The 21,262-nt window shown below is 56.9% G+C and carries 19 protein-coding genes and 1 tRNA gene; 6 read left to right on the top strand and 14 right to left on the bottom strand.

Annotated elements, in window-relative coordinates; all coding sequences use genetic code 11:
* Positions 1–15 precede the first annotated feature (15 nt).
* Positions 16–1,248 carry an HlyD family secretion protein gene (locus AC2FI8_RS09095; RefSeq protein WP_496770364.1) on the bottom strand — a complete coding sequence of 411 codons (1,233 nt, stop codon included), beginning with the start codon at positions 1,246–1,248 and terminating at the stop codon, positions 16–18.
* A gap of 3 nt (positions 1,249–1,251) precedes the next feature.
* The gene (locus tag AC2FI8_RS09090; protein WP_496770422.1) at positions 1,252–1,632 is read right to left on the bottom strand and encodes a hypothetical protein; all 381 of its coding nucleotides are present in this window, start codon (positions 1,630–1,632) and stop codon (positions 1,252–1,254) included.
* A gap of 204 nt (positions 1,633–1,836) precedes the next feature.
* Here AC2FI8_RS09090 and AC2FI8_RS09085 point away from each other — a divergent pair, with 204 nt between their 5' ends.
* The 3 genes from AC2FI8_RS09085 (at position 1,837) to AC2FI8_RS09075 (ending at position 3,958) form a co-directional block, all read left to right on the top strand.
* On the top strand, positions 1,837–2,904 hold the full coding sequence (locus AC2FI8_RS09085; protein ID WP_496778619.1) for an NAD(P)/FAD-dependent oxidoreductase: 1,068 nt from the start codon (positions 1,837–1,839) through the stop codon (positions 2,902–2,904).
* The gene (locus AC2FI8_RS09080) at positions 2,901–3,554 is read left to right on the top strand and encodes a DUF938 domain-containing protein (RefSeq protein ID WP_496725542.1); all 654 of its coding nucleotides are present in this window, start codon (positions 2,901–2,903) and stop codon (positions 3,552–3,554) included. Before AC2FI8_RS09085 ends, AC2FI8_RS09080 begins: the two co-directional genes overlap by 4 nt.
* A gap of 68 nt (positions 3,555–3,622) precedes the next feature.
* Complete coding sequence (locus AC2FI8_RS09075) at positions 3,623–3,958, top strand: carboxymuconolactone decarboxylase family protein (RefSeq protein ID WP_058275472.1); 336 nt, start codon at positions 3,623–3,625, stop codon at positions 3,956–3,958.
* Positions 3,959–3,994: 36 nt separating this feature from the next.
* Here the strand turns inward: AC2FI8_RS09075 and AC2FI8_RS09070 are convergent, their stop codons facing one another.
* From AC2FI8_RS09070 to AC2FI8_RS09050, 5 genes are all read right to left on the bottom strand, one after another.
* Positions 3,995–6,502, bottom strand: coding sequence for a GcvT family protein (locus AC2FI8_RS09070; RefSeq protein WP_496778617.1), 2,508 nt, complete (start codon positions 6,500–6,502; stop codon positions 3,995–3,997).
* 137 nt (positions 6,503–6,639) lie between these two features.
* Positions 6,640–7,887 (bottom strand): hypothetical protein, encoded by a 1,248-nt coding sequence (locus AC2FI8_RS09065; protein ID WP_496778615.1) that lies wholly within the window; start codon positions 7,885–7,887, stop codon positions 6,640–6,642.
* Positions 7,888–7,987: 100 nt separating this feature from the next.
* On the bottom strand, positions 7,988–9,394 hold the full coding sequence (locus tag AC2FI8_RS09060) for an FAD-binding oxidoreductase (protein ID WP_496778613.1): 1,407 nt from the start codon (positions 9,392–9,394) through the stop codon (positions 7,988–7,990).
* A 24-nt stretch (positions 9,395–9,418) separates the two neighbouring features.
* A complete protein-coding gene (ggt, locus tag AC2FI8_RS09055) occupies positions 9,419–11,212 on the bottom strand; it encodes a gamma-glutamyltransferase (RefSeq protein WP_496778611.1) in 1,794 nt (597 codons plus the stop codon).
* 67 nt (positions 11,213–11,279) lie between these two features.
* The gene (locus AC2FI8_RS09050; RefSeq protein WP_496725538.1) at positions 11,280–12,266 is read right to left on the bottom strand and encodes a 2-hydroxyacid dehydrogenase; all 987 of its coding nucleotides are present in this window, start codon (positions 12,264–12,266) and stop codon (positions 11,280–11,282) included.
* A gap of 138 nt (positions 12,267–12,404) precedes the next feature.
* On the opposite strand from AC2FI8_RS09050, the gene AC2FI8_RS09045 reads away from it, so the two are divergent.
* Positions 12,405–12,926 carry an SH3 domain-containing protein gene (locus tag AC2FI8_RS09045; RefSeq protein WP_496778609.1) on the top strand — a complete coding sequence of 174 codons (522 nt, stop codon included), beginning with the start codon at positions 12,405–12,407 and terminating at the stop codon, positions 12,924–12,926.
* Between the two features lies 1 nt (position 12,927).
* Here AC2FI8_RS09045 and AC2FI8_RS09040 read toward each other — a convergent pair whose 3' ends face one another.
* A complete protein-coding gene (locus AC2FI8_RS09040) occupies positions 12,928–13,845 on the bottom strand; it encodes a haloalkane dehalogenase (protein WP_496778607.1) in 918 nt (305 codons plus the stop codon).
* A gap of 303 nt (positions 13,846–14,148) precedes the next feature.
* Here AC2FI8_RS09040 and AC2FI8_RS09035 point away from each other — a divergent pair.
* Both AC2FI8_RS09035 and AC2FI8_RS09030 read left to right on the top strand, forming a co-directional pair.
* Positions 14,149–14,223, top strand: a tRNA-Gln gene (locus tag AC2FI8_RS09035).
* A gap of 212 nt (positions 14,224–14,435) precedes the next feature.
* On the top strand, positions 14,436–14,789 hold the full coding sequence (locus tag AC2FI8_RS09030; RefSeq protein WP_496768710.1) for a hypothetical protein: 354 nt from the start codon (positions 14,436–14,438) through the stop codon (positions 14,787–14,789).
* A 16-nt stretch (positions 14,790–14,805) separates the two neighbouring features.
* Here AC2FI8_RS09030 and AC2FI8_RS09025 read toward each other — a convergent pair whose 3' ends face one another.
* The 6 genes from AC2FI8_RS09025 to AC2FI8_RS09000 form a co-directional block, all read right to left on the bottom strand.
* Positions 14,806–16,317 (bottom strand): mannitol dehydrogenase family protein, encoded by a 1,512-nt coding sequence (locus tag AC2FI8_RS09025; protein WP_496778605.1) that lies wholly within the window; start codon positions 16,315–16,317, stop codon positions 14,806–14,808.
* Entirely contained in the window at positions 16,317–17,090 is a 774-nt protein-coding gene (locus AC2FI8_RS09020) for an L-iditol 2-dehydrogenase (protein WP_496778603.1), read from the bottom strand. Before AC2FI8_RS09020 ends, AC2FI8_RS09025 begins: the two co-directional genes overlap by 1 nt.
* The gene (locus AC2FI8_RS09015; RefSeq protein WP_496738273.1) at positions 17,087–18,091 is read right to left on the bottom strand and encodes an ABC transporter ATP-binding protein; all 1,005 of its coding nucleotides are present in this window, start codon (positions 18,089–18,091) and stop codon (positions 17,087–17,089) included. Before AC2FI8_RS09015 ends, AC2FI8_RS09020 begins: the two co-directional genes overlap by 4 nt.
* A gap of 12 nt (positions 18,092–18,103) precedes the next feature.
* On the bottom strand, positions 18,104–18,934 hold the full coding sequence (locus AC2FI8_RS09010) for a carbohydrate ABC transporter permease (RefSeq protein ID WP_109310934.1): 831 nt from the start codon (positions 18,932–18,934) through the stop codon (positions 18,104–18,106).
* 11 nt (positions 18,935–18,945) lie between these two features.
* Positions 18,946–19,812 carry a carbohydrate ABC transporter permease gene (locus tag AC2FI8_RS09005; RefSeq protein ID WP_108859810.1) on the bottom strand — a complete coding sequence of 289 codons (867 nt, stop codon included), beginning with the start codon at positions 19,810–19,812 and terminating at the stop codon, positions 18,946–18,948.
* A gap of 107 nt (positions 19,813–19,919) precedes the next feature.
* Complete coding sequence (locus AC2FI8_RS09000) at positions 19,920–21,221, bottom strand: ABC transporter substrate-binding protein (protein ID WP_058284088.1); 1,302 nt, start codon at positions 21,219–21,221, stop codon at positions 19,920–19,922.
* Between the last annotated feature and the right edge of the window lie 41 nt (positions 21,222–21,262).

The following is a 21,262-nucleotide window of genomic DNA, read 5'->3' as shown; positions in this document are numbered from 1 at the left end:
AAACGCGTGAATGGCTCAATGCCCGGTCAGCACCAACGTATTCACCGGCATCAGGATCAGACGCAGGCGCAAGCCCGCCGCGTGGACAACACCGATCGTGTCTATCACATGCAAGGCGGCGGTGTGCCAGAATCCCAGGTCTTCATGTTCCAGCCGTTCGTGGTTGTCGGTGTAGACATTCGCCAGACAATTGCTACCGGGCGGTATGTCATCGGCCATGTTTTTGTACAACGGCTCCATATAAACCAGAATCGAACCGGGTACCTTGTTGGCCTGCACATCGCGCAACTCATCCGAAGGGCGTATCTGACCTGACGGGATGACATCCTGCACCTCAACCACAACCATCGGGATCACGGTGAAGGGCTTGGTCATGCAGCCTAGCTCTCCGATCATGCCCGGCTTGATGACCTGAGCGGCCATCTGGTTGAATGCAGCCTGAAACCGGTTATGGCCCGAGCTTGACGGAACCAGAATGCCCGCAGGCCGCAGCAAGGGGCTGACATAGTCGCCCACCTGAAGGCCGAATTGTTCAACCCGACCGGTCACACCTGCGCTTACGACTGTTTTGTCCAGCTCGGTCAGCGCGGCGTCCAACTGGGCGTTGGCGCTGGCCAGTTGGGCCGGGATCAGTTCTTCGATCTGCTGCACCACGGCGGCACGGCGGGATCGCGATGCGGTAAGCTGCGCTTCACGCTCGGCAACAAGGTTTTCCAACCGGTCGATTTCGGCCAATCGTACGGCGCTGGAGCCTTCGTCCCGCAGGGTGGTGTTACGCTCCAAATCCTCAAGCGATTGATCCAATGCAGCGCGCGCGCCTGCGATGCCTGCGTCGGCCTCGGCCAGATCGGTTTCCGCCACTTTCAGCGAGGCCTGAACTTGCGCGATCTGCGCATGCGCGGCCTCAACCTGTGCGGTTTGGGTGAAATCCTCGATCCGGAAAATCGGCTGGCCCGCAGTGACCTGCTGGTTATTGGTGACATAAACCTCGGACACGCGACCGCCGAGCTGTGGAAGGATCGTGACCGTGCGGAAATATGACGCCGCCGTTTTGCTTGCAGGATGGAAGTAGAACAGCGTGGTGATCACCGTCAGCGCAAGAATGGCACAGGTGGTCAGGCCCCAGCGCAGTTCATACCACATGGTGAACAGTGTGATTTCATGGCCTATACGTTTGCCCTGTACGTAACGGCGGAACAGGTAATCCGGCAACACGGTGACCAGCGCGCACATCAGTGTCTCAAGCATCTCTTACTGCCCCTGCTGCGCGGTCGGTTGCGATGGGGCCGCAGGGGCAGGAACATCGTTGCCTTGATCGCCCAAGGATCGGATCGCGTCAGCAATGGCGCGCAAGGGGGCGGCGACATCCGGGAATTGGAACCCGGCCACCAGAATGGCCGCCACCCAGAACAGACCATTGTGGGTAAACAGAGCCAACAGCGCCAATATCCCCACAAGCTGAAACTGAGGGTGGTTGGATTCATGCGCGATTTTTTCCGGGATGGAGTGCAGGGTGAAATAGCCAACGCCAATCAGCACGATCACCAGAACGGTAAAAATAAACATGAAGGTTAGCAAAAAGTCACTGCCATCCGCCTGCGTGACGTAAGAGGGGATATGCCCCGTGGCCATTGGGTGTAGCTCTGCCGGTATCACGTTTTTCTCCGATTCCGATGTTGGCCGCACTAAAGACAGGCCAATCTCTATGGTTCAAGTTTACATTGCGGAAATTACGCCTCTTTTCCAATAGTGTTACGCATGCGAAGCTTAGCGCATGAATGAAAGCAGATCTCAAATCCACCCGTTTTGGGGTGATCCCGGGGCGGAGTTACTGACATGATCGATTTCCTGGTCATCGGCGGCGGCATCGCCGGGTTAAGCGCAGGTGCGCGTTTGTCTGAACATGGACATGTCGTCGTGCTCGAAGGCGAAGACGCGCTGGGATATCACACCTCTGGCCGGTCGGCGGCGTTGTTCGAAAAGGGGTATGGACCACCTTCCGTGAAGACCCTGAATGCAGCGAGCGAAGCTTATCTGAGGTCGAATGGCTATCTGTCGCCGCGCGGGTTGATGCTGATCGCCGGGCATGATCAACGAGACGCGTTTCTTCAGGATCAAGCTGACCTTCGTCTGTCAGAAATCTCGGTTGACGAGGCCATTTCGCGGGTTCCGATACTGAATCCACAGACTGTTGGGTTTGCCGCCGCCAGCAACGTTGCTTTTGACATTGATACCGACCGGATGATGCAAGATTTCGCACGTGTGATCCGGGCCAACGGTGGCTTGGTTCTGACCCGTCAGAAGGTCAACGGCATCATCAAAGCCCGACACTGGCTTGTCGAAGCGGCAGAAACCTTCGAGGCCCGAGCCCTTGTGAATGCCGCAGGCGCGTGGGTGGATGAGATCGCCATGATGGCTGGCGTTACACCGATCGGCATAGAACCGCGCCGGCGATCTGTGGCCCGTATTCCCGCCCCTGCCGGTCATGACGTGACCGGTTGGCCTTTGATGTTGGGCGCTGGCGAAGGCTGGTATGCGAAACCGGATGCCGGAAAGCTGATCGTTTCCCCTTGCGAGGCTGATCCGACCTTTCCCCATGATGCCTATGCGGACGACATGGTGTTGGCCGAGGGTCTGGCGCGGTACGAAGCGATGGTGACCGAGTCGGTCACAAGGGTCGAGGCGAACTGGGCCGGGCTTCGCAGCTTTGCGCCGGATGGTACGCTGGTCTTAGGACCCGACCCTGCCGAACCCACGTTTATCTGGTCGGCAGCGCAAGGTGGTTATGGATTTCAAACGGCACCGGCGGCCTCACAGCTGGTGGCAGATTTGACGACTGGTGCTCGTTCAGAATTGGAGGCGGCGAGCGTTTCCGCCCTAAGGCCAGAAAGGTTACGTGGATGACGAAACGCAAACTTCCCGCAAATGCCAGCGTGGCGACGGTATCCGATGGGCAAAAATTGGTCGCTCCGGCGGCCAGCAGGAATGCCGACGCGCTGTGTGATTTGCTGGCTCAGTTCGCCCCTGTGTCCGGTCGCGCGCTGGAACTGGCCAGTGGTACAGGGCAGCACGTCGTGGCTTTTGCAATTCGACTGCCCGGTCTGGATTGGCAACCCAGTGAGGTTGAACCTGAACGACGCGCTTCAATCGACGCGTATGCCGAAGGCGTAGAAAACATAGCCCCGGCGATAGAGCTCGATGCGGTCCAACCCGGTTGGCATTCTGTTCACGGGGCAAATGACCTGATCCTCTTGATCAACTTGCTGCATCTGATCAGCTGGTCGGAGGTGGAAGCCTTGGTGACCGAGGCCGCGCTGGCTCTGAACCCGGGCGGTCGGCTAATCCTCTACGGGCCATTCATGCGCTCCGGCCAGTTGACCAGTAACGGAGACCAGAACTTTCATGCTGCGCTGAGCCAACAAGACCCGGACATCGGATACAAGGATGACGCCGACATTCTGGGCCTGCTGCGTCGAGTTCAACTGAGTTTAATTGGTGCTGTTGAAATGCCGGCAAACAACCTGGCATTTGTCGCTGAAAGACCTGCAGTCTGATCAAGATCAAAGTCAGGCAGCTTCCATAAACATATTCACAAGGTGATATGTTTAAAGGAAGCCCACAAATGAACTGGCAAGACAAGCTCTCGGATACGCGCAACAATCTGCGCAACCTCAACGCTGCAATCCCTGATACCGCCCGTGCCTTCGGTGCGCTGGGAAAAACCGTCAAAGAAGGCGGTTCGCTGGATTACAAAACCAAAGAGCTGATCGCTTTGGGTATGTCCATCGCCGCCCGCTGCGAACCTTGCATAACGCTACACACCGAAGCTCTGATCAATGCCGGAGCAAGCCGCGAAGAAGTGTCAGACGTTCTGGCCATGGCCATTCAAATGGGCGGAGGACCGTCGATGATGTACGCGGCCAAGGCGTTGGAATGCTTTGACGAGCTATCAGTATGAAGAAAGGCCCCGGAGATCTCCGGGGCCTTTGCTTAGTCAGCCGTCCTTGCGGATGGTTTCGTTTTTCGGATCATAGGGGCTGTCGCATGTTACGACCGCATCCCACAATTTGTCCTGAAGCTTGACCTTCAGCTTGGTGCCTTCGACCGCCAGATCGGGCTTCACATAGCCCATGCCGATGGATTTCTCGAAGGCCACCGAATAACCGCCCGAGGTCAGACGACCGACGCGTTCACCTTCCGGCGTATACAGCACTTCACGGCCCCACGGATCGGCATCCTCCGGTCCGTCGATCAGCAGCGTGCAGCATTTCACGCGTACGCCAGTCTCTTCCAGCTTGGCCTTGCCATAGAAGTCCTTGGACAGGTCGACAAAGCGCGGCAGGTCGGCTTCCAGCGGGGTCGCGTCGCGGCCCAGCTCGGTGCCGAAGGCGCGATAGGATTTCTCCTGACGCAGCCAGTTCTGGGCGCGGGCACCGACCAGCTTCATACCGTGTTTCTCACCAGCTTTTTCCAGCAGGTCGAACAGGTAGTTCTGCATCTCGATCGGGTGGTGAAGTTCCCAACCCAGCTCACCGGTATAGGCCACGCGGATCGCGTTGACCGGGCACATGCCCAGTTCGATCTGACGGGCCGACAGCCATGGGAAGCGCTTGTTGGACAGTGCGGTTTCCGGATCGGCGTCTTTGATGACCTCTTTCAGAACGTCCCGCGATTTGGGTCCGGCGATGGCAAAAACGCCCCACTGAGTGGTCACGTCCTGGATCTCGATGTAACCGAACTCCTCCATCTTGTCCTCGGCCGCCTTGCGCAGGTAATCGGCGTCGTACTCAGTCCAGGCCCCGGCAGAGACAATGTAGTAGTTGTTCTCGCCGTTACGGACGATGGTGTATTCGGTGCGGGTGGTACCGTGCGAGGTCAGTGCGTAAGTCAGGTTGATACGACCGACCTTGGGCAGCTTGTTGCAGGTGAACCAATCCAGGAACTGGGTCGCACCGGGGCCTTTGACGACATGCTTTGTGAAGGCCGATGCGTCGATCAGGCCAACGCCTTCGCGGATCGCCTTGGCTTCGTCAACGGCATGCTGCCACCAGCCGCCGCGGCGGAACGAGCGGGCATCATGGTCGAAGTTTTCGGGTGCATCCAGCGGACCGAAATAGTTCGGACGCTCCCAGCCGTTAACCCAGCCAAACTGTGCGCCACGCGCTTTCTGACGGTCATAGGCCGGAACAGTCCGCAGCGGGCGGCAGGCAGCGCGTTCTTCATCGGGGTGGTGCAGGATATAGACGTGCTCATAGCACTCTTCATTCTTGCGTGCCGCAAACTCGGTGGTCATCCAGTTCGACGAGTAACGTTTGGGGTCCAGCGAAGCCATGTCGATCTCGGCTTCGCCGTCGACCATCATCTGCGCCAGATAATAGCCGGTGCCGCCTGCGGCGGTGATACCGAACGAAAATCCCTCGGCCAGCCACATGTTGCGCAAGCCAGGCGCGGGACCAACCAGCGGGTTGCCGTCGGGCGTGTAGCAGATCGGGCCGTTAAAATCGTCTTTCAGGCCGGATTCGGCACAGGACGGCACGCGCTCGGCCATTGCCATATACTGGTCTGCAATTCGGTCGAGATCGAGCGGGAACAGATCAGCACGGAAGCTGTCCGGTACACCATGTTCGAACTGCGCCGGCGCGCCATGTTCATAGATGCCAAGTATCCATCCGCCGCGTTCCTCGCGTGCATAAGATTCGTTGTCGGCATCACGGACAACTGGGTGTTCGGGGTTGCCCGCTTCACGCCATTTGACCAGCTCAGGGTCTTTGTCCATGACGATAAAGGTATGCTCGACTGGGATCGCGGGCATCTTGATGCCCAGCATCTTGGCCGTGCGCTGCGCGTGGTTGCCCGATGCGGTCACGACATGCTCGGCGGTAATCACAACTTGCTCGTCAGACGGGATGAGGTTACCGCCCTTCTCGACCATTTTGGTGCAGGTGACTTCCCAGTGAGTGCCGTTCCAATGGAAGGCATCGGCCTGCATTTTGCGCACGATGTCGACACCGCGCTGACGGGCGCCCTTGGCCATCGCCTGCGTTACGTCAGCGGGGTTAATATAACCGTCTTCGGTGTGATAGATCGCACCCTTCAGATCTGAAGTCTCGATCAGTGGCCAGCGTTCCTTGATTTGATCAGGGGTCAGCCATTCATATGCGACATCACAAGTCTCAGCCGTCGACGCATAGAGCATGTATTCATCCATGCGCTCTTGCGTCTGTGCCATGCGCAGATTGCCAACTACGGCAAAGCCCGCGTTCAAACCGGTTTCTTCCTCAAGCTGCTTGTAGAAGTCGACCGAGTACTTGTGGATGTGTGTCGTTGCATAGGACATGTTGAACAGCGGCAACAGCCCTGCTGCGTGCCATGTCGAGCCGGAAGTCAGCTCGTCCCGCTCAATCAACATCACATCGTCCCAGCCTGCCTTGGCCAAGTGATATGCAATCGAAGCGCCGACGGCACCACCGCCAACGACCAGTGCTTTGACTTGGGTTTTCATTACCGGGCGTCTCCCCTTGAATTCAGTTGACACCATATGGCGCATTTGAATGCCCCGGCGCGACATTCATCCGACCAGTGATATAAAGAAAACGACCCGTGCATGGCGCAGAGCGTCGATTTTTCAGGTGAAAGGTTTCAGTTGCCCCCGACAGAGCACCGTTTGCTACTGCCCAACGTTGCACAGGATGATTTGCCCAAACCACCCTTCCTGACTTTAACCTCACCCGATGGAGCAACCTGAGGCTGGGGTTCCTCCGCTTTTGCATCGGCGTGGGCCACTTTGCCCATCAATCCCTTAATGAACCCGCCGATACCACCTGTGCTGGCCACTTCGGTTTCCGCCTCGCTCAGCGCAGATTCAAGCAGCAAGTTCTGGGTGCGAATGTAAGATAATTGCGACAGTTCCTGATTTTCGAAGACTTCGCCGTTGGTGATGTCCATGACGCCTTCAGAGTTGAAGCCCGAACTACTTAGCGTGTTCGCCACCAAAGCCGCCGCATCCAGATTTTCCAGCTTTTCCTGACCCAACCTTAGCTGCGCGATTTGCATCGTTTCGTAAAGATCGTGCATTTCATCCGCTATTTCGGGCTGCCGGATCAGGGGAACTTCGATTCCCTTGCCGACAATCAGGGCCGGATGCGGCAGCAACGCGTTCAAGCCTGCGTAATCGACGCGGCCAAGAAACTCTCGGATCGTCGCATCGCTGGCATCTGCATGAAGGCGGATTACAACCTCTTGATCAAAGCCGATACGGCCTGTGAACGCGCGATAGTTGGTCTTTTTGGTATCATCCAGCAAATTTCCGGTTGTTTCGATGAAAGCGACGCCGTCAATCATCGCATACCCTTGTTCGGCCTTCATCCCATCCAGAAACGCATCCTGCGCACTCAGCGCTAATCCGGCCAAAGTGTTTCGTGCTGCTTGTGGTTTGAGGGTGATATCAAGCCAGATCAGTTCACCTTCTTTTGCGTAAACAGTGCCTGTCTCATCCAGCTTTCGAAGCGCGCCGTCTTTGCCGGCAGCGTTGAGCTGCAGCAATTCGGCTGGCCCGCTGATCGAACTGACAAGGGGCACTGGCCGCAACTCTGAAAGAACTCTGGAAACTGCCTTGGTGTCGGGCTCGGTCAGGGCATATTGCGTCCAACCCTCTGGAGGGGTCGGAAGAAAGGACTTTGCACCGGCATTCCATAGCTTTTGACGTTCTCGCGCCGCTTGTTTCACTTCCCGCTCTTTTTGGCTTTGATCGAACCGCACCGAGATGGTTTCAAAATATCCGCTAAGCGAAAGCGTACCGTCCGATTTTTTGTCTTGCTGAAAGTAATCTAGGCCCGCAACGACCAGACCAACTATCAACGCAAACCCAATGAACCTTAGCGCGCCCATTATGACCTCAAATTCAATTACTGCTTGTTTTCGCAATGGATAGCCGCAGAATTGGGCACCCTTGTGGCTCTGAGGCGGAATTCCCAAGGATGCGCCGTTTCTACGTGTTCGACAGGATCTTTCCGGGGTTCATGATGTTATCGGGGTCCAGTGCCTTTTTGATGGCAGTCATATACGTGACCGCTGGTCCAAGCTCTTTGACCAGGTAGGGCTGTTTGCCCTGTCCGATCCCATGTTCGCCCGTGCACGTGCCTTCCATCGAAATAGCCAGATCATTCAGCCAACCGACGAATTCGTCAGCTTTGCTGATTTCGTCCGCGTTTTCCATGTCGATCAGAAGCAAGGAATGAAAGTTGCCATCCCCGACATGCCCAACCACCGGGGCCATAAGTCCTAGCTCACGCGCTTTGTCCTGAGTCGCTGTGACGCACTCTGCCAAACGCGAGATCGGGACGCAGACATCCGTGGAAATTCCCCGCGCGCCCGGACGCAGTTGCAAGGAAGCCCAGTACATATCATGCCGGGCCTGCCAGAGTTTATTGCGTTCCTCAGTCGTTGAGGTCGCCGCAAAATCGGTGCCACCGAACTCTTCCGCGATCTGGTTGAAGGTTTCGGACTGTTCGACCGCACCGTTTTCCGATCCGTGGAACTCGAGCAAGAGCAATGGCGTTTCCGGCAGGCTCAGCCCGGAATAGGCATTAGCGGCCTGGACCGACATTTCATCCAGCAGCTCAATCCGCGCCACCGGAACACCATATTGGATCGTCATCATGACAGCCTGACAGGCCGCATCCACAGACGGAAATGAACAACGGGCCGAGGTGATCGCCTCGGGGATGCCCTGTAGGCGCAGGGTAAGTTCGGTGATGATTCCCAGCGTCCCTTCGGCCCCGATCAGCAGTCGGGTCAGGTCGTAACCCGCCGAGGATTTCTTGGCCCGGTGCCCGGTTCGGATGATCTGCCCATCCGGCATGACCACCTCAAGACTAAGGACATTGTCCTTCATCGTGCCATAGCGAACCGCGTTGGTCCCGGACGCCCGCGTCGCCGCCATTCCACCCAACGAGGCATTCGCGCCGGGGTCGATCGGAAAGAACAGGCCCTGATCCCGCAAATGGGTATTCAGGTCTTCGCGCGTCACACCCGGCTGTACGACGCAATCCAGATCACCCGGGTTCACAGCCAGCACCTTATTCATCTGCGTCAGGTCAACCGAGATACCACCAGCAGGGGCGTTCACGTGACCCTCCAACGATGTACCCGTACCAAATGCAATCACCGGTACCTTGTGCGTGGCGCAGGTTTTGACGATCTCGGAGACCTCTTCCGTGGAATGCGGAAAAACCACAGCATCCGGGGATTGGTTTTCGATCCAGGTGGTCGTGTGACCATGTTGTTCGCGGATTGCCTGACCGGTTTGCAACCGGTCTCCAAACTTTTGCTTCAGGATGCCGACAGCTGCCTCGATCCCCACTTCATTTCGCGGCAAAGCAACTGCCTGCACCATGGTCTTCCCCTTTGAAACGCCGGGCTATTCGCCCAGCGCAATTCCTTCACGACGCGGATCAGCACCGCCGACCAGCACATCCCCGATCTCAATCGCATGCAGGCCCGATGTCAGGTCGCGCGGGTTCACTTCAAAACCCAGCTCAATCAACGCATCCGAGAACCCTTCGGCAGCGGTTCCTTCTTCCACGTCATAGGTGCCAAAACGGTTGACGAGGTGCGGTAGCGACAGGGCCTGTTGCACATCCATGTCCCAATCCGCCCAGGCGATGATCGACTTGGCAACATAGCCGATGATACGGCTGCCGCCCGGCGATCCGATGGCCAGAACAGGCGCGCCGTCCTGCATCACAATTGTCGGGCTCATCGACGAGCGCGGACGTTTGCCTGGCTCCAACCGGTTGGCAATTGGAACGCCGTCACTGTGCGTTTTGAACGAGAAATCCGTCAATTCGTTGTTTAGCAAAAACCCGTTTGTCATCAGCCGTGAACCGAACCCGTTCTCAATCGTCGTCGTCATCGACAAAACGTTGCCATACTGATCAACGATCGATATATGCGAGGTCGAGGGTAACTCGATCGAGACATCGTCGGCCCAATTCGACGCATGATCGAACTCGGGGTTACCCGGTGCGACCTCTGTCAGGGCGGCTTCTCCGCCTAACAGAGAGCCACGGTCGGACAGATAAGATGGATCAACCAAGCCCTGCGTTGGCATGGGAACAAAATCATGATCGGCCATGTAGCGACCACGGTCGGCAAAAGCCAGACGAGAGGCATCACCGATCAGGCGCCATGCATTGGTGTCTTCGGGGCCCATTGCAGCCAGATCATAGCCGTCCAGCATGCCCAGAATCTGACCGACGGTCAGCGCGCCTGACGATGGCGGGCCCATGCCGCAGACCTCATAGGCGCGATAGGTTGCGCACACTGGTTCACGCTCGATCACCTGATACAGCGCCAGATCAATTCCCGACAAAACGCCCGGGTTGCCTTCGGCGTTGCGTACGGTGCTGACGATGCCAGCGGCAACCTCACCGCCGTAGAAACCGGCCGAGCCTTCCTCGGCCAAAATACGCAGAGTTTCGGCATATTCCGGGTTGGTCAGGCGTTGCCCCTGCTCAAGTGGCTTACCGTCGGGCAAGAAATATTCTGCGGTTGCAGGAAAGCGCGACAGGCGTTCGGCATCCTTTTCGACCAGGCCAGCAAGGCGCGGAGATACCAGAAAACCGTCGTCCGCCAGAGCGATGCCATCGGTAAACAGGCTTGGCCACGGACTGCGCCCCCATCGCCGATGCGCCTCTTCCAGCAGGGCCGGTGTCCCGGGTGTGCCCACCGACAATCCGCCGACAACCGCATCAAAGAACTTCAGCGGTTCGCCGTTTTCGTCATGGAACAGCCTGTGGTTCGCCTCAAGCGGGGCCGTTTCACGCCCATCCAATGTCGTCAGCTTGCCCGATGCAGCGTCATACCAAACCAAAAATGCACCGCCACCAAGGCCCGACGATTGCGGTTCGACCAACCCCAGCACAACCTGAACGGCGACCATTGCATCAGCCGCCGACCCGCCAGCGCGCAAAACCTTTGCGCCTGCTTCAACCGCCAATGGATTCGCAGCAGCGACCATCCAGTTTTCAGATGTGACCGGCTGCCCTGCCATCTTGGCCTCAAGCGCAGCGATCACCTCTTCGGTCAGGCCTTGCACCTGCCCCTCGGACGCGCCTTCGGGCGCAACGGCATCCGCCGTTTCCTGAGCAGTCAATGGTCCTGCCAGCACAACCGCCGACAGCAAAACTCCCGAAATCAGACTTCGTTTCATCGTATCCTCCTGAAAATATGCGTGTGTAAATTGGCACCGCCCGCATCAAAACACGGGAAACACCTGATCAAAGCATTGCGGGGACTACCTGATCCGGTGGGCGGTGACCGTCTTCGAAGGTCTTGATATTAATAATAACTTTCTCACCCATTTCGATCCGACCCTCTAACGTGGCCGACCCCATGTGGGGCAGCAGAACAACGTTCGGCAACTGTCGCAATCTTGGATTCACATCCGTCCCGTGCTCATAAACATCCAGGCCCGCGCCGGCGATTTCGCCCGAGCGTATCCGGCGTGTCAGAGCGTTTTCGTCGATCACCTCACCCCTTGATGTATTCACGATAACGGCTGTCGGCTTCATCAATTTCAGCCGCCGCGCATTCATCAAATGGAAGGTAGACGGTGTCGACGGGCAATGGACCGAAATCACATCCATCCGCGCCACCATCTGATCGAGGCTTTCCCAATAGGTCGCCTCCATCTCTTGCTCGGTTTCGGGGCGAAGTCTGCGGCGGTTATGGTAGTGCACCTGCATCCCAAAAGCACAGGCACGGCGGGCCACGGCCTGACCGATACGTCCCATGCCCAAAATGCCCAAACGCCGCCCTCCGATACGCCCGCCCAACAAGGCATTCGGCGCCCACCCGGTCCAATCGCCTTTTTGCATGACAGACAGACCCTCGGGAATTCGACGGGTCACAGCGAGAATCAGTGCCATGGTCATATCAGCGGTATCGTCGGTCAGCACGCCCGGGGTGTTCGACACCAGAATGCCCCTCTGACGCGCGGTCGAGACATCGATATTGTCGACCCCCGCCCCGTAATTCGCGATCAAGCGCAGGTTTTCACCCGCCTGCCCCAAAAGGCCACCGTCGATCGTATCGGTTACGGTTGGCACCAGAACATCGGCGGTTTTCACGGCCTCCACCAGTTCTTCACGGGTCATCGGGTTGTCATCGTCGCGCAATTGCACATCGAACAATTCGCTCAACCGGGTTTCAACCGCCTCGGGCAACCGTCGCGTAACGACAACACTCAGACGTTCTCTTGACACCTCTGCACTCCCACTGCTTTGCAAACCTTCGCGCGCCATGTCATCGTGGCGCAGGATAAGGCGGGGCACAAGAACCCCATAGGCATTGAGTCGACCTTTTTTTGAAGCAAGATCAACAGGCACAAGAGCAGACAGTAAGTGAGTGGTTTTCTACCCGTAAAACGCCCTGTTTCGGCGGCATTCGCTGTTTTCCTGACGGTGTTTGGTGGCTTGGCTGCCAGCGCGCAGGACAAGCGTGGCCAAGTCACCAACCTGCCCCTTCCACGGTTCGTTTCGATGAAAGCTGCTGAGGGCAATGTGCGCCGCGGCCCATCCCTGACTCACCGAATCGATTGGGTTTTCAAACGGCGCGGCATGCCACTGCAGATAACGGCAGAATACGGAAACTGGCGCAGAGTTCAGGACCGCGACGGAGCAGGAGGATGGGTGCACTATGCCCTGTTGTCCGGTGTTCGAACTGTGTTGGTCGACGCCGAATTGCTGACCGTTTACACAAGCCCCGATGCAAATGCGCCGATCAGCGCACAGTTTGAAACGGGCGTTGTGGCGCGCCTGGGAAGTTGTTCGCTGGACTGGTGCCAGATTTCTGCGGGCGGGTATCGCGGCTGGGCACAGAAAACGAACCTCTGGGGCGTCGACCCAGCCGAAATCCGAGAATAACCTAGTCGGATCGGGGTGTGCGCGCGATGAAATCGCAGGTCAACTTGACCAGTTCCGGACCAACGTCTTCTTGCAAAAAATGTCCCGCATTCGGCAAGATGACATGAGGCTGCCCCACAGCCCCCGGGCACATTTTCTGGAACACAGAATCAATCCCCGCCATGACCTGATCATCGGCCCCGAAAGCTGTGAGGACAGGCGTCTTTAGCCCTCGGATCACCTCCCACGCCTGCCGGTTCGGACCCGAGGACGGATCATCAGGCGTCGCTGGCACCAGCATGGGAAACTGCCGCGCCCCGGCTTTGTAGCTTTCATCTGGAAAAGGTGCATCATAGGCCGCGATAACGTCTTCTGACAGGGGCGAAACAGTTCCGCCTTTCAGAATTCCACCGGCCGGAAATACCGGGACCTCTTGGCTAAACCTGCGCCAGTTCTCGAACGCCTCGCCCATTGGCTGATCGCCGGTCGGCAGCGCCGTGTTGGCAATGACGATACGCGCGAACCTGTCGGGCATCTCTGCCCATAACCGCAGCCCGATCAACCCGCCCCAGTCCTGGCAAACCAGAGTGATGTTGCGCAGGTCCACCTTGCGCAGCCAATCACCCATCCAAGCCACGTGGCGTTCATAAGTGTAGTCACTTCGTTCAGTTGGTTTGTCGGATCGTCCGAACCCAATCAGGTCTGGCGCAACCGCGCGATGTCCCTGCGCGACGAATCCCGCAATCATGTGGCGGTAAAGGTAGGACCAGCTTGGCTCGCCATGCATCATCAATACGGGATCAGCCTCGGCTGGCCCTTCATCCACATAATGCATCCGCAACTGGCCGCCTTCGGTGTCATCCACCTGCGCGTAATTCGGTGCAAACGGGTATTCTGAGAGCCCGTCAAACCGGGTGTCTGGAGTACGTAGAAACTTCATTCTCTTCCCTTTCAGAGTTTCCAATCTTAGCGCCCTGCCATCAATGCGCGCATCCAGCTCTTCGCAAAACACTGGATTTCAAAACCCCGCCGTAAGATCAGGCCAATGGGCTACTCATTCCGCATACATTCTGCAGTGCTTTCCGACGACCCGATCTCAGCAAGATCGAACACCTTACCTATGAAAACAAGCCACTCTCAGATCTTCGATTAGCGCCTTCAGATTTTTTTTAATCCGCACTCATTTTTTTACCCGAAAGGTCTTGAACCCACCGATCAACAATCGTAGACAGCGCCTCACCGTTGGGGTGTAGCCAAGTGGTAAGGCAACTGTTTTTGGTACAGTGTACCGTAGGTTCGAATCCTACCACCCCAGCCACTTTCCATGAAAAATTCAATAAAATCAGTGAATCGGTTTAAAATCGATGCTGGCACGATTGCCCGGCTGTCGCGTGATTGCCAAACAGCTAACGTGAACCAAAGCCCCTTTGGGCAAACGAAAAAACAATCAAACCGGCTCTCGATCTCGTTTCTGTCCGAGCGAAGCAAGACTCACGTCCCTCCACACTTGCATTGGGGATCCCTGCTCCAGTGCCCGGGGAAGGAGAAAAGAAAATTTTCATCGAGCCTACAACGCCCTCAACGCTGGGAGCCATCCACGCCATTTCACGAGAGATTGTTCGAAGCCAATTCGAATTGTTACTCAGCAACTTCTCTGATCCAGCCTTCGTTGCTGAAGCACAAATCTCGCACCTGCGCGCCGAGCTCGAACACTTTCAAATCGAGGTACGGGGCAGAGACTTATCGCGCCCTGTTCGGATCGCAAGGGAAGTTGCAGCAAAGATTGGAGGGCAGGCTGTGCATCCTATGGATGCCGGGGCAGCAAGGCAATTTGCGACAACCCTTAGCCGGCGAAAAAAGAAAGATGTGTCCGCAATTGAATAATCTGAGTGACGCTAATTTAGTGTGGCATTGAGCCGTTAGAGACATATTCAGTTAAAACTGCTCGACTGCCACTCTGCCAGATCCCGGTTAGCCACCAGGCAAAGGCTTCAGAAAACTTTGTGCCGCGGCCAAATTCACCGCCATATTGGCTTTGTTCGAGCCAAAGCTGTGGGTCGGCTTTGGACGCCTTTGCGGTTTTATGTAGTTTCTCCCATTGGGGGTCATTCGGGGCGATTTCGGAGCCATCTTCACGAACACCTACGCACATCCGGCACCAGAATGCTTCGGCCAACGCGAGCCCATTTACCGAAGAGCCAGACGCAGTTGCTGCGCGGAGCGACGGTAGTAGGAACCCGGGATGTCGCGCCGACCCGTCAAATGCGACCCGACGTGTTGTATCGTGAATAGCAGTGTTGGCAAATCGCCTCTTAACCAACCCGAGGTACTCTTTTGCTGTCGTCCCGGGAACAGCTTCGACATGAGGCAAAATCTCTTCTGTCTGAACTTTTCCGAAAAACGCTACGATGTCCGGGTCCTGCATGCAGTCTGAAATCGTGGGCACATTCAGAATCTCCCCGACATTTGCGAGCAGTTGGTGACCTCCATTCAATATGCGCAGTTTCATCGCTTCGTAGCTGTGGACGTCCTGCGTCAGTGTTACTCCGACCTCTTCGAGGGGCGGTCGCCCGGCGCAGAAATCGTCCTCAATCACCCATTGGCGAAAGTTCTCATGCGTGACTGGTACGCGGTCGTCGACGCCCAGTGTGCGGCATTGCAATACGACCTGCTCGGTCGTTGCGGGCACGATGCAGTCAACCATCGAGTTTGGGAACGCGCCATTCTGATCGATCCAATCGGCCAGATCCGGGTCGGATAGACGCGCCAAACCAACAACACAGTTTCGCAAAATCCCACCGTTGCCTTGAAGGTTATCGCAGCTGAGTGCGGTAAAGGGCTTCAAGCCATTTGTGCGCCGTTGCCTGAGCGCCGCGACTATAGCGCCGAAAGCCGTACGCGGCTGGTTTGGGTTCTCGGCATCGTGCAGAATATCTGCGTGATCCGTATCGAACGCGTCAGTGTTGGCGTCCGGAAAGTACCCGCCTTCGGTTACAGTCAGCGACACAATCCGAATGGCAGGGTCGGCCATCGTCCGGATAAGCGCGGCATTGTCGTCTTCGATCGGCAAGTAGTCGATCATCGGACCAATCACTTCGGCGGACATTCCTTTTGGGTCCAGTTCGATCAGCGTTGTCAGGCAGTCCTGCGCCAGCAGTCGTTCTCGCATGTCGGCGTCATAGCTTCGGACACCGGCCCCGATGATTGCCCAGTCATGGGCCTGGCCCAACTGCATCAACTGGTGAACATACCAAGCCTGATGCGCGCGATGAAAATTGCCAAGTCCGATATGGACAATGCCGGGCGTCAGATCCGAACACTCATACACCGGGGTTCTGACCGTCGCAGGCAGGTCTGAAAGGGTATTTCGCCGTAACCATATCGGAGGGTTTGCATTCGCCACAGGATCCATCAGCTCATCCAGTTTCCGCCGTCGACATTGTAGGTTTGTGCGACGATGTACTTGGCATCGTCAGAAGCCAGAAACACGGCCATCCCGGTCAGATCTTCGGCGCGGCCCATTCGGCCATAAGGAACTGCTGCAGCCACTTCGCGTTTCTTCTGACCCAGTGGTTTGCCTTCGTGCTTTGCGAAAAACGCATCAACACCATCCCAGTGCTCGCCATCGACAACACCAGGTGCAATGGCGTTTACGTTGATCCCGTGAGAGATCAGGTTCAGCCCGGCCGATTGGGTCAAGGATATGATCGCGGCTTTGCTGGCACAGTACACGGCGACCAACGGCTCGCCCCTGCGCCCGGCCTGCGACGCCATGTTGATGATCCGACCATTGTTTCCGTGATCAATCATGTGGCGCGCAACAGCCTGCATCGTAAACAGCGCGCCGGCAACGTTGATGTCAAAAACGCGATTGTAGTCAGCGCGCTCAATTTCAACGATTGGAGCGGCGGAGAAGATGGCCGCATTGTTGATCAGAACGTCAATTGGGCCAAAATGTGCCGCCGTTCGAGCAACGGCGTCTTCAATGCTTTGTTGGCTGGTCACGTCCATCTCGACGGCCAACGCGGCTGCGCCGATCTCAGTTGCAGCGCTCTGTGCGCGCTGCATGTCTATATCGGCGATGGCGACGCGTGCGCCCTCAGCCACATAAGCCTTGGCAAACGCCAGTCCAATGCCTCTCGCTGCCCCGGTGATCAGGGCGGTTTTGCCTGCCAGGCGCGTCATTCGATCCGCAAGCCTTTCGCGTCAAACCGGTGGATGACATCCGGTCGTGGTGTCAGATGGATTCGGTCACCGTGGCGAAAGTTAACCTCGCCATCTGCACGGACGGTGATGGTCTCGGCCAACCCTGTTTCGTGGACGTGGAAGAAAGTGTCCGAACCAAGGTGCTCAGAAACGCTTACGACGCCGGACCAGTCTCCTTCAGATTCAGACACCGCAATGTGTTCAGGGCGAATTCCGATGGTTTGGGCACCGAGCTTTTCCGCCTCTGGGCCTTCGATGAAGTTCATCTTGGGCGAACCGATGAAGCCTGCAACAAACAGGTTGCGCGGCGTACGGTACAGCTCCAACGGGCTGCCAACCTGTTCGATCACACCTGCCTGAAGCACAACGATCTTGTCGGCCATAGTCATGGCCTCGACCTGGTCGTGGGTGACGTAGATCATCGTAGTCGCCAGACGCTCGTGCAGTTCGCTGATTTCCAGCCGCATGCCAACGCGCAAGGCGGCGTCCAGGTTCGACAGCGGTTCATCAAATAGGAACGCAGCCGGTTCGCGTACAATGGCCCGACCGATGGCCACCCTTTGACGTTGCCCGCCAGACAATTGGCCGGGACGACGATCCAGGTAGTCGGTCAGGTTCAGAACGCTCGCCGCACCTTCAACCCGCTTGTCGATCTCAGCCTGATCCAGTTTCGCCATGCGCAGCGGAAATGCGATGTTCTTGCGAACGGTCATGTGCGGATACAAGGCGTAGGATTGGAACACCATCGCCAGCCCGCGTTTGGCAGGCGGCACGTCTGTTGCGTCGGCGCCGTCAATGTCGATGGAGCCAGAAGTCATGTCTTCCAGTCCCGCAATCAGGCGCAGCAAAGTGGACTTGCCGCAACCCGAGGGGCCGACAAATACGGTGAACTCGCCATCTTCGATGGTCAGATCCAGCGGGGGAATGACCTCTACGTCGCCGAAGCTTTTGGTCACGGACTTGAGTTGTATACGTCCCATACGAAGTCTTCCTTATTTCACAGCGCCGAAAGTCAGGCCGCGGACAAGTTGTTTCTGGCTGAACCAGCCAAGGATCAGGATGGGTGCAATCGCCATGGTCGAGGCCGCGCTAAGCTTGGCAAAGAACAGGCCTTCGGGGCTGGAATAGCTGGCGATGAATGCAGTGAGTGGGGCCGCGTCGACGGCCGTCAGGTTTAGGGTCCAGAACGCCTCGTTCCAGGCTAAGATAAAGTTCAACAGAACGGTCGATGCGATGCCGGGGATGGCCATGGGTGTCAGGATATAAAGGATTTCCTCTTTCAGCGTCGCACCGTCCATCCTTGCCGCTTCAAGGATTTCCCCCGGAATTTCGCGGAAATAGGTGTAGAGCATCCAGACGATGATCGGCAGGTTGATCAGCATCAGCACCACGACCAGCCCGCCGCGACTGTCCAGCAAACCCAGCTGAATGAACAGCAAGTAAATCGGGTACAGAACACCAACTGCGGGCAACATCTTTGTGGACAGCATCCACAACAGAATGTCCTTGGTGCGTCTGGACGGAACAAACGCCATCGCCCAGGCTGCGGGTATCGCGACGATTACACCCAAAAGTGTTGATCCGCCTGCGATGATGACTGAATTCCACAGGAATCGCATATAGTCAGAGCGTTCCTGCACGATGGCGTAATTTTCGAGCGTCCAGTCGAAGTTGAGGAAGATCGGTGGGCTTGCAATCGCCTGTGCCTCGGTCTTGAAGCTGGTCAGGATCGTCCAGAGGATCGGGAAAAAGATCAGCAGACCTACGGCCCAGGCAAGGGCGGTGTTTAGTGTTTTGCGTTGTGTCGTGACGGTGCGGGCCATGGTTTGTCTCCTCACGCGTCCAGGTTTTTGCCAACGATGCGCATCAGGAAGATGGCAACGATATTGGCAAGGATGATTGCATAGACACCACCGGCTGATCCGAGGCCAACGTTCTGGCTTTCCAACACGCGCTGGAAGATCATGTAGGTCAGTGTACGGGTGCCGAAGGCGCCGCCGGTGGTCACGAAAATCTCGGCGAAGATCGACAGTAGAAAAATCGTCTGAATCAGGATCACAATCGTAATGGCGCGACCAAGATGCGGCAGAATGATGTGATAGAAGCGTTTTAGCACCGGCGCGCCGTCCATCTCGGCCGCTTCCAGCTGTTCACTGTCCAGAGACTGGATAGCCGTCAGCAGGATCAGCGTCGCAAAGGGAAGCCACTGCCAGGAAACGATCATAACGATCGAGGTCATCGAAGCCTCGGACAGCCACGAAATCGGCTCGGCCCCGAAAAAGCGCCATAGATGGGCCAGCAAACCGTTCACCGGGTCCATGAACATGTTCTTCCAGACCAGCGCTGATACGGTCGGCATGACAAAGAATGGCGCGATCACAAGGATGCGGACAACGCCCTGCCCCCACATGGGCTGATCCAGCAGCATGGCCAGCAGAATGCCCAGAATGACCGTAATCACCAGCACGCCGCCAACGATTACTAATGTTGCTTGGACCGCGGGCCAGAAGGAACTGGAGGATACGAAACGAACGTAGTTGTCGAACCCGACCCAACCCAGATCGCCTCCACGCAGCGGAAGGTACTTCTTGAAAGAAAAATACAGCGTCATCGTCAGAGGCACGAGCATCCAGCCAAGCAGCAGGACCACTGCGGGTGCCATCATCAGGCGGGCAACTGATCGAGAATGTTGAGTAGCCATAACGCAAACCCTCTCTGTTCAGGCGTAACTCAGCCTGCGAGAAAAACGCGAATTGTGGAAGGGTTGAACGGGGGGGCAGACCTCTGCCCACCCGTTGGGAGGATGCCTCAGTAACCGGCGGCTTCCATTTCTTCAGCTGTGAAAGCCTGCGCTTTGGCAAGTGCCTCCTCAACCGTTTGCTGTCCGGCATATACCGCCGAGAACTCCTGGCTCACCTGTGTGGCGATGCCTGCGAATTCCGGGATTGCGGCGAACTGGATGCCAACGTACGGGACGGGTTTCACCGTCGGGCTGTTCGGATCAGCTGACAGGATTGAGTCCAGTGTCATCTTGGCGAACGGAACCTTTTGGTATTCCGGATTCTCGTACAGAGACGTACGTGCACCCGGGGGAACGTTTGCCCATCCTTCGCTTTCGGCCACTAGCTCAATGTAGTCCTTTGAGGTCGCCCATTCGATGAATTGCTTGGCAGCATCTTCTTGCTGTGTGCCAGCAGGAATAGCCAGTGCCCACGCCCAAAGCCAGTTGGACCGCTTGCCCAATCCTGTGTCAGGTGCCAGCGCAAATCCTACGTGATCCGCGACCGTAGAGTCGTCAGGGTTGGTTACGAAAGACGCCGCAACTGTCGCGTCGATCCACATGCCGCATTTGCCCTGCTGGAACAGCGACAGGTTTTCGTTAAACCCATTGGTGGCATAGCCGGCAGGACCGGATTCGTTCATCATTTCAACGTAGAAATTCAGTGTATCTGCCCACTCGGGCTGATCGAACTGAGGCTTCCATTCTTCGTCGAACCAGCGGGCACCGAATGAATTGGACATCGCAGTGATAAAGGCTCCACCTTCACCCCAACCGGCTTTGCCACGAAGGCAGATGCCGTTGATCTCGGCGTCGCGGTCGGTCATCGCGGCGGCGGCCTCTTTGATGAACTGCCAGGACGGCGCCTCAGGCATTTCCATGCCCGCCTTTTCCATAAGGTCAGTGCGGTACATGATCATCGAGCTTTCACCATAGAACGGTGCCGCGAAAAGCGTTCCGTCATGGCTCAACCCACCTGCCATCGCTGGCAGAATGTCACCAACGTCATATTCTTCGGACAGGCCATCCAGCGGCACCAGCCAGCCATTCGCGCCCCAGATCGGCGTCTCATACATGCCGATTGTCATGATGTCGAACGTACCGCCTTTGGTCGTGATGTCGGTCGTTACGCGCTGACGCAGCACGTTTTCTTCCAACGTCACCCATTCGACGTCAATGCCGGTCGCCTCGGTGAATTTATCGGTATAGCCCTGCATCCGGATCATGTCGCCGTTGTTTACGGTCGCTATTGTTAAGGTATCCGCATGGGCTGCTGCCGTCGCGACGAGTGTCATTGCAGTCGCCGCACGAAGTGCGTTTCTCAAATACATCCCTGTCCTCCCTGAGCTTGGATGTCGTACAGAGAACGTAA

The organism is Ruegeria sp. CDSB029 (assembly GCF_059611125.1).
This window is presented reverse-complemented; position numbering and strand designations above follow the sequence as displayed.

Bases quoted from the DNA above. Each gene is read 5' to 3' on its own strand.
- AC2FI8_RS09070 (WP_496778617.1), bottom strand. From the start codon at position 6,502: ATGAAAACCCAAGTCAAAGCACTGGTCGTTGGCGGTGGTGCCGTCGGC.
- AC2FI8_RS09005 (WP_108859810.1), bottom strand. From the start codon at position 19,812: ATGGCTACTCAACATTCTCGATCAGTTGCCCGCCTGATGATGGCACCC.
- AC2FI8_RS09095 (WP_496770364.1), bottom strand. From the start codon at position 1,248: ATGCTTGAGACACTGATGTGCGCGCTGGTCACCGTGTTGCCGGATTAC.
- AC2FI8_RS09085 (WP_496778619.1), top strand. From the start codon at position 1,837: ATGATCGATTTCCTGGTCATCGGCGGCGGCATCGCCGGGTTAAGCGCA.
- AC2FI8_RS09010 (WP_109310934.1), bottom strand. From the start codon at position 18,934: ATGGCCCGCACCGTCACGACACAACGCAAAACACTAAACACCGCCCTT.
- AC2FI8_RS09065 (WP_496778615.1), bottom strand. From the start codon at position 7,887: ATGGGCGCGCTAAGGTTCATTGGGTTTGCGTTGATAGTTGGTCTGGTC.
- AC2FI8_RS09060 (WP_496778613.1), bottom strand. From the start codon at position 9,394: ATGGTGCAGGCAGTTGCTTTGCCGCGAAATGAAGTGGGGATCGAGGCA.
- AC2FI8_RS09020 (WP_496778603.1), bottom strand. From the start codon at position 17,090: ATGACGCGCCTGGCAGGCAAAACCGCCCTGATCACCGGGGCAGCGAGA.
- AC2FI8_RS09025 (WP_496778605.1), bottom strand. From the start codon at position 16,317: ATGGATCCTGTGGCGAATGCAAACCCTCCGATATGGTTACGGCGAAAT.
- AC2FI8_RS09080 (WP_496725542.1), top strand. From the start codon at position 2,901: ATGACGAAACGCAAACTTCCCGCAAATGCCAGCGTGGCGACGGTATCC.
- AC2FI8_RS09000 (WP_058284088.1), bottom strand. From the start codon at position 21,221: ATGTATTTGAGAAACGCACTTCGTGCGGCGACTGCAATGACACTCGTC.
- AC2FI8_RS09075 (WP_058275472.1), top strand. From the start codon at position 3,623: ATGAACTGGCAAGACAAGCTCTCGGATACGCGCAACAATCTGCGCAAC.
- AC2FI8_RS09015 (WP_496738273.1), bottom strand. From the start codon at position 18,091: ATGGGACGTATACAACTCAAGTCCGTGACCAAAAGCTTCGGCGACGTA.
- ggt (WP_496778611.1), bottom strand. From the start codon at position 11,212: ATGAAACGAAGTCTGATTTCGGGAGTTTTGCTGTCGGCGGTTGTGCTG.
- AC2FI8_RS09090 (WP_496770422.1), bottom strand. From the start codon at position 1,632: ATGGCCACGGGGCATATCCCCTCTTACGTCACGCAGGCGGATGGCAGT.
- AC2FI8_RS09040 (WP_496778607.1), bottom strand. From the start codon at position 13,845: ATGAAGTTTCTACGTACTCCAGACACCCGGTTTGACGGGCTCTCAGAA.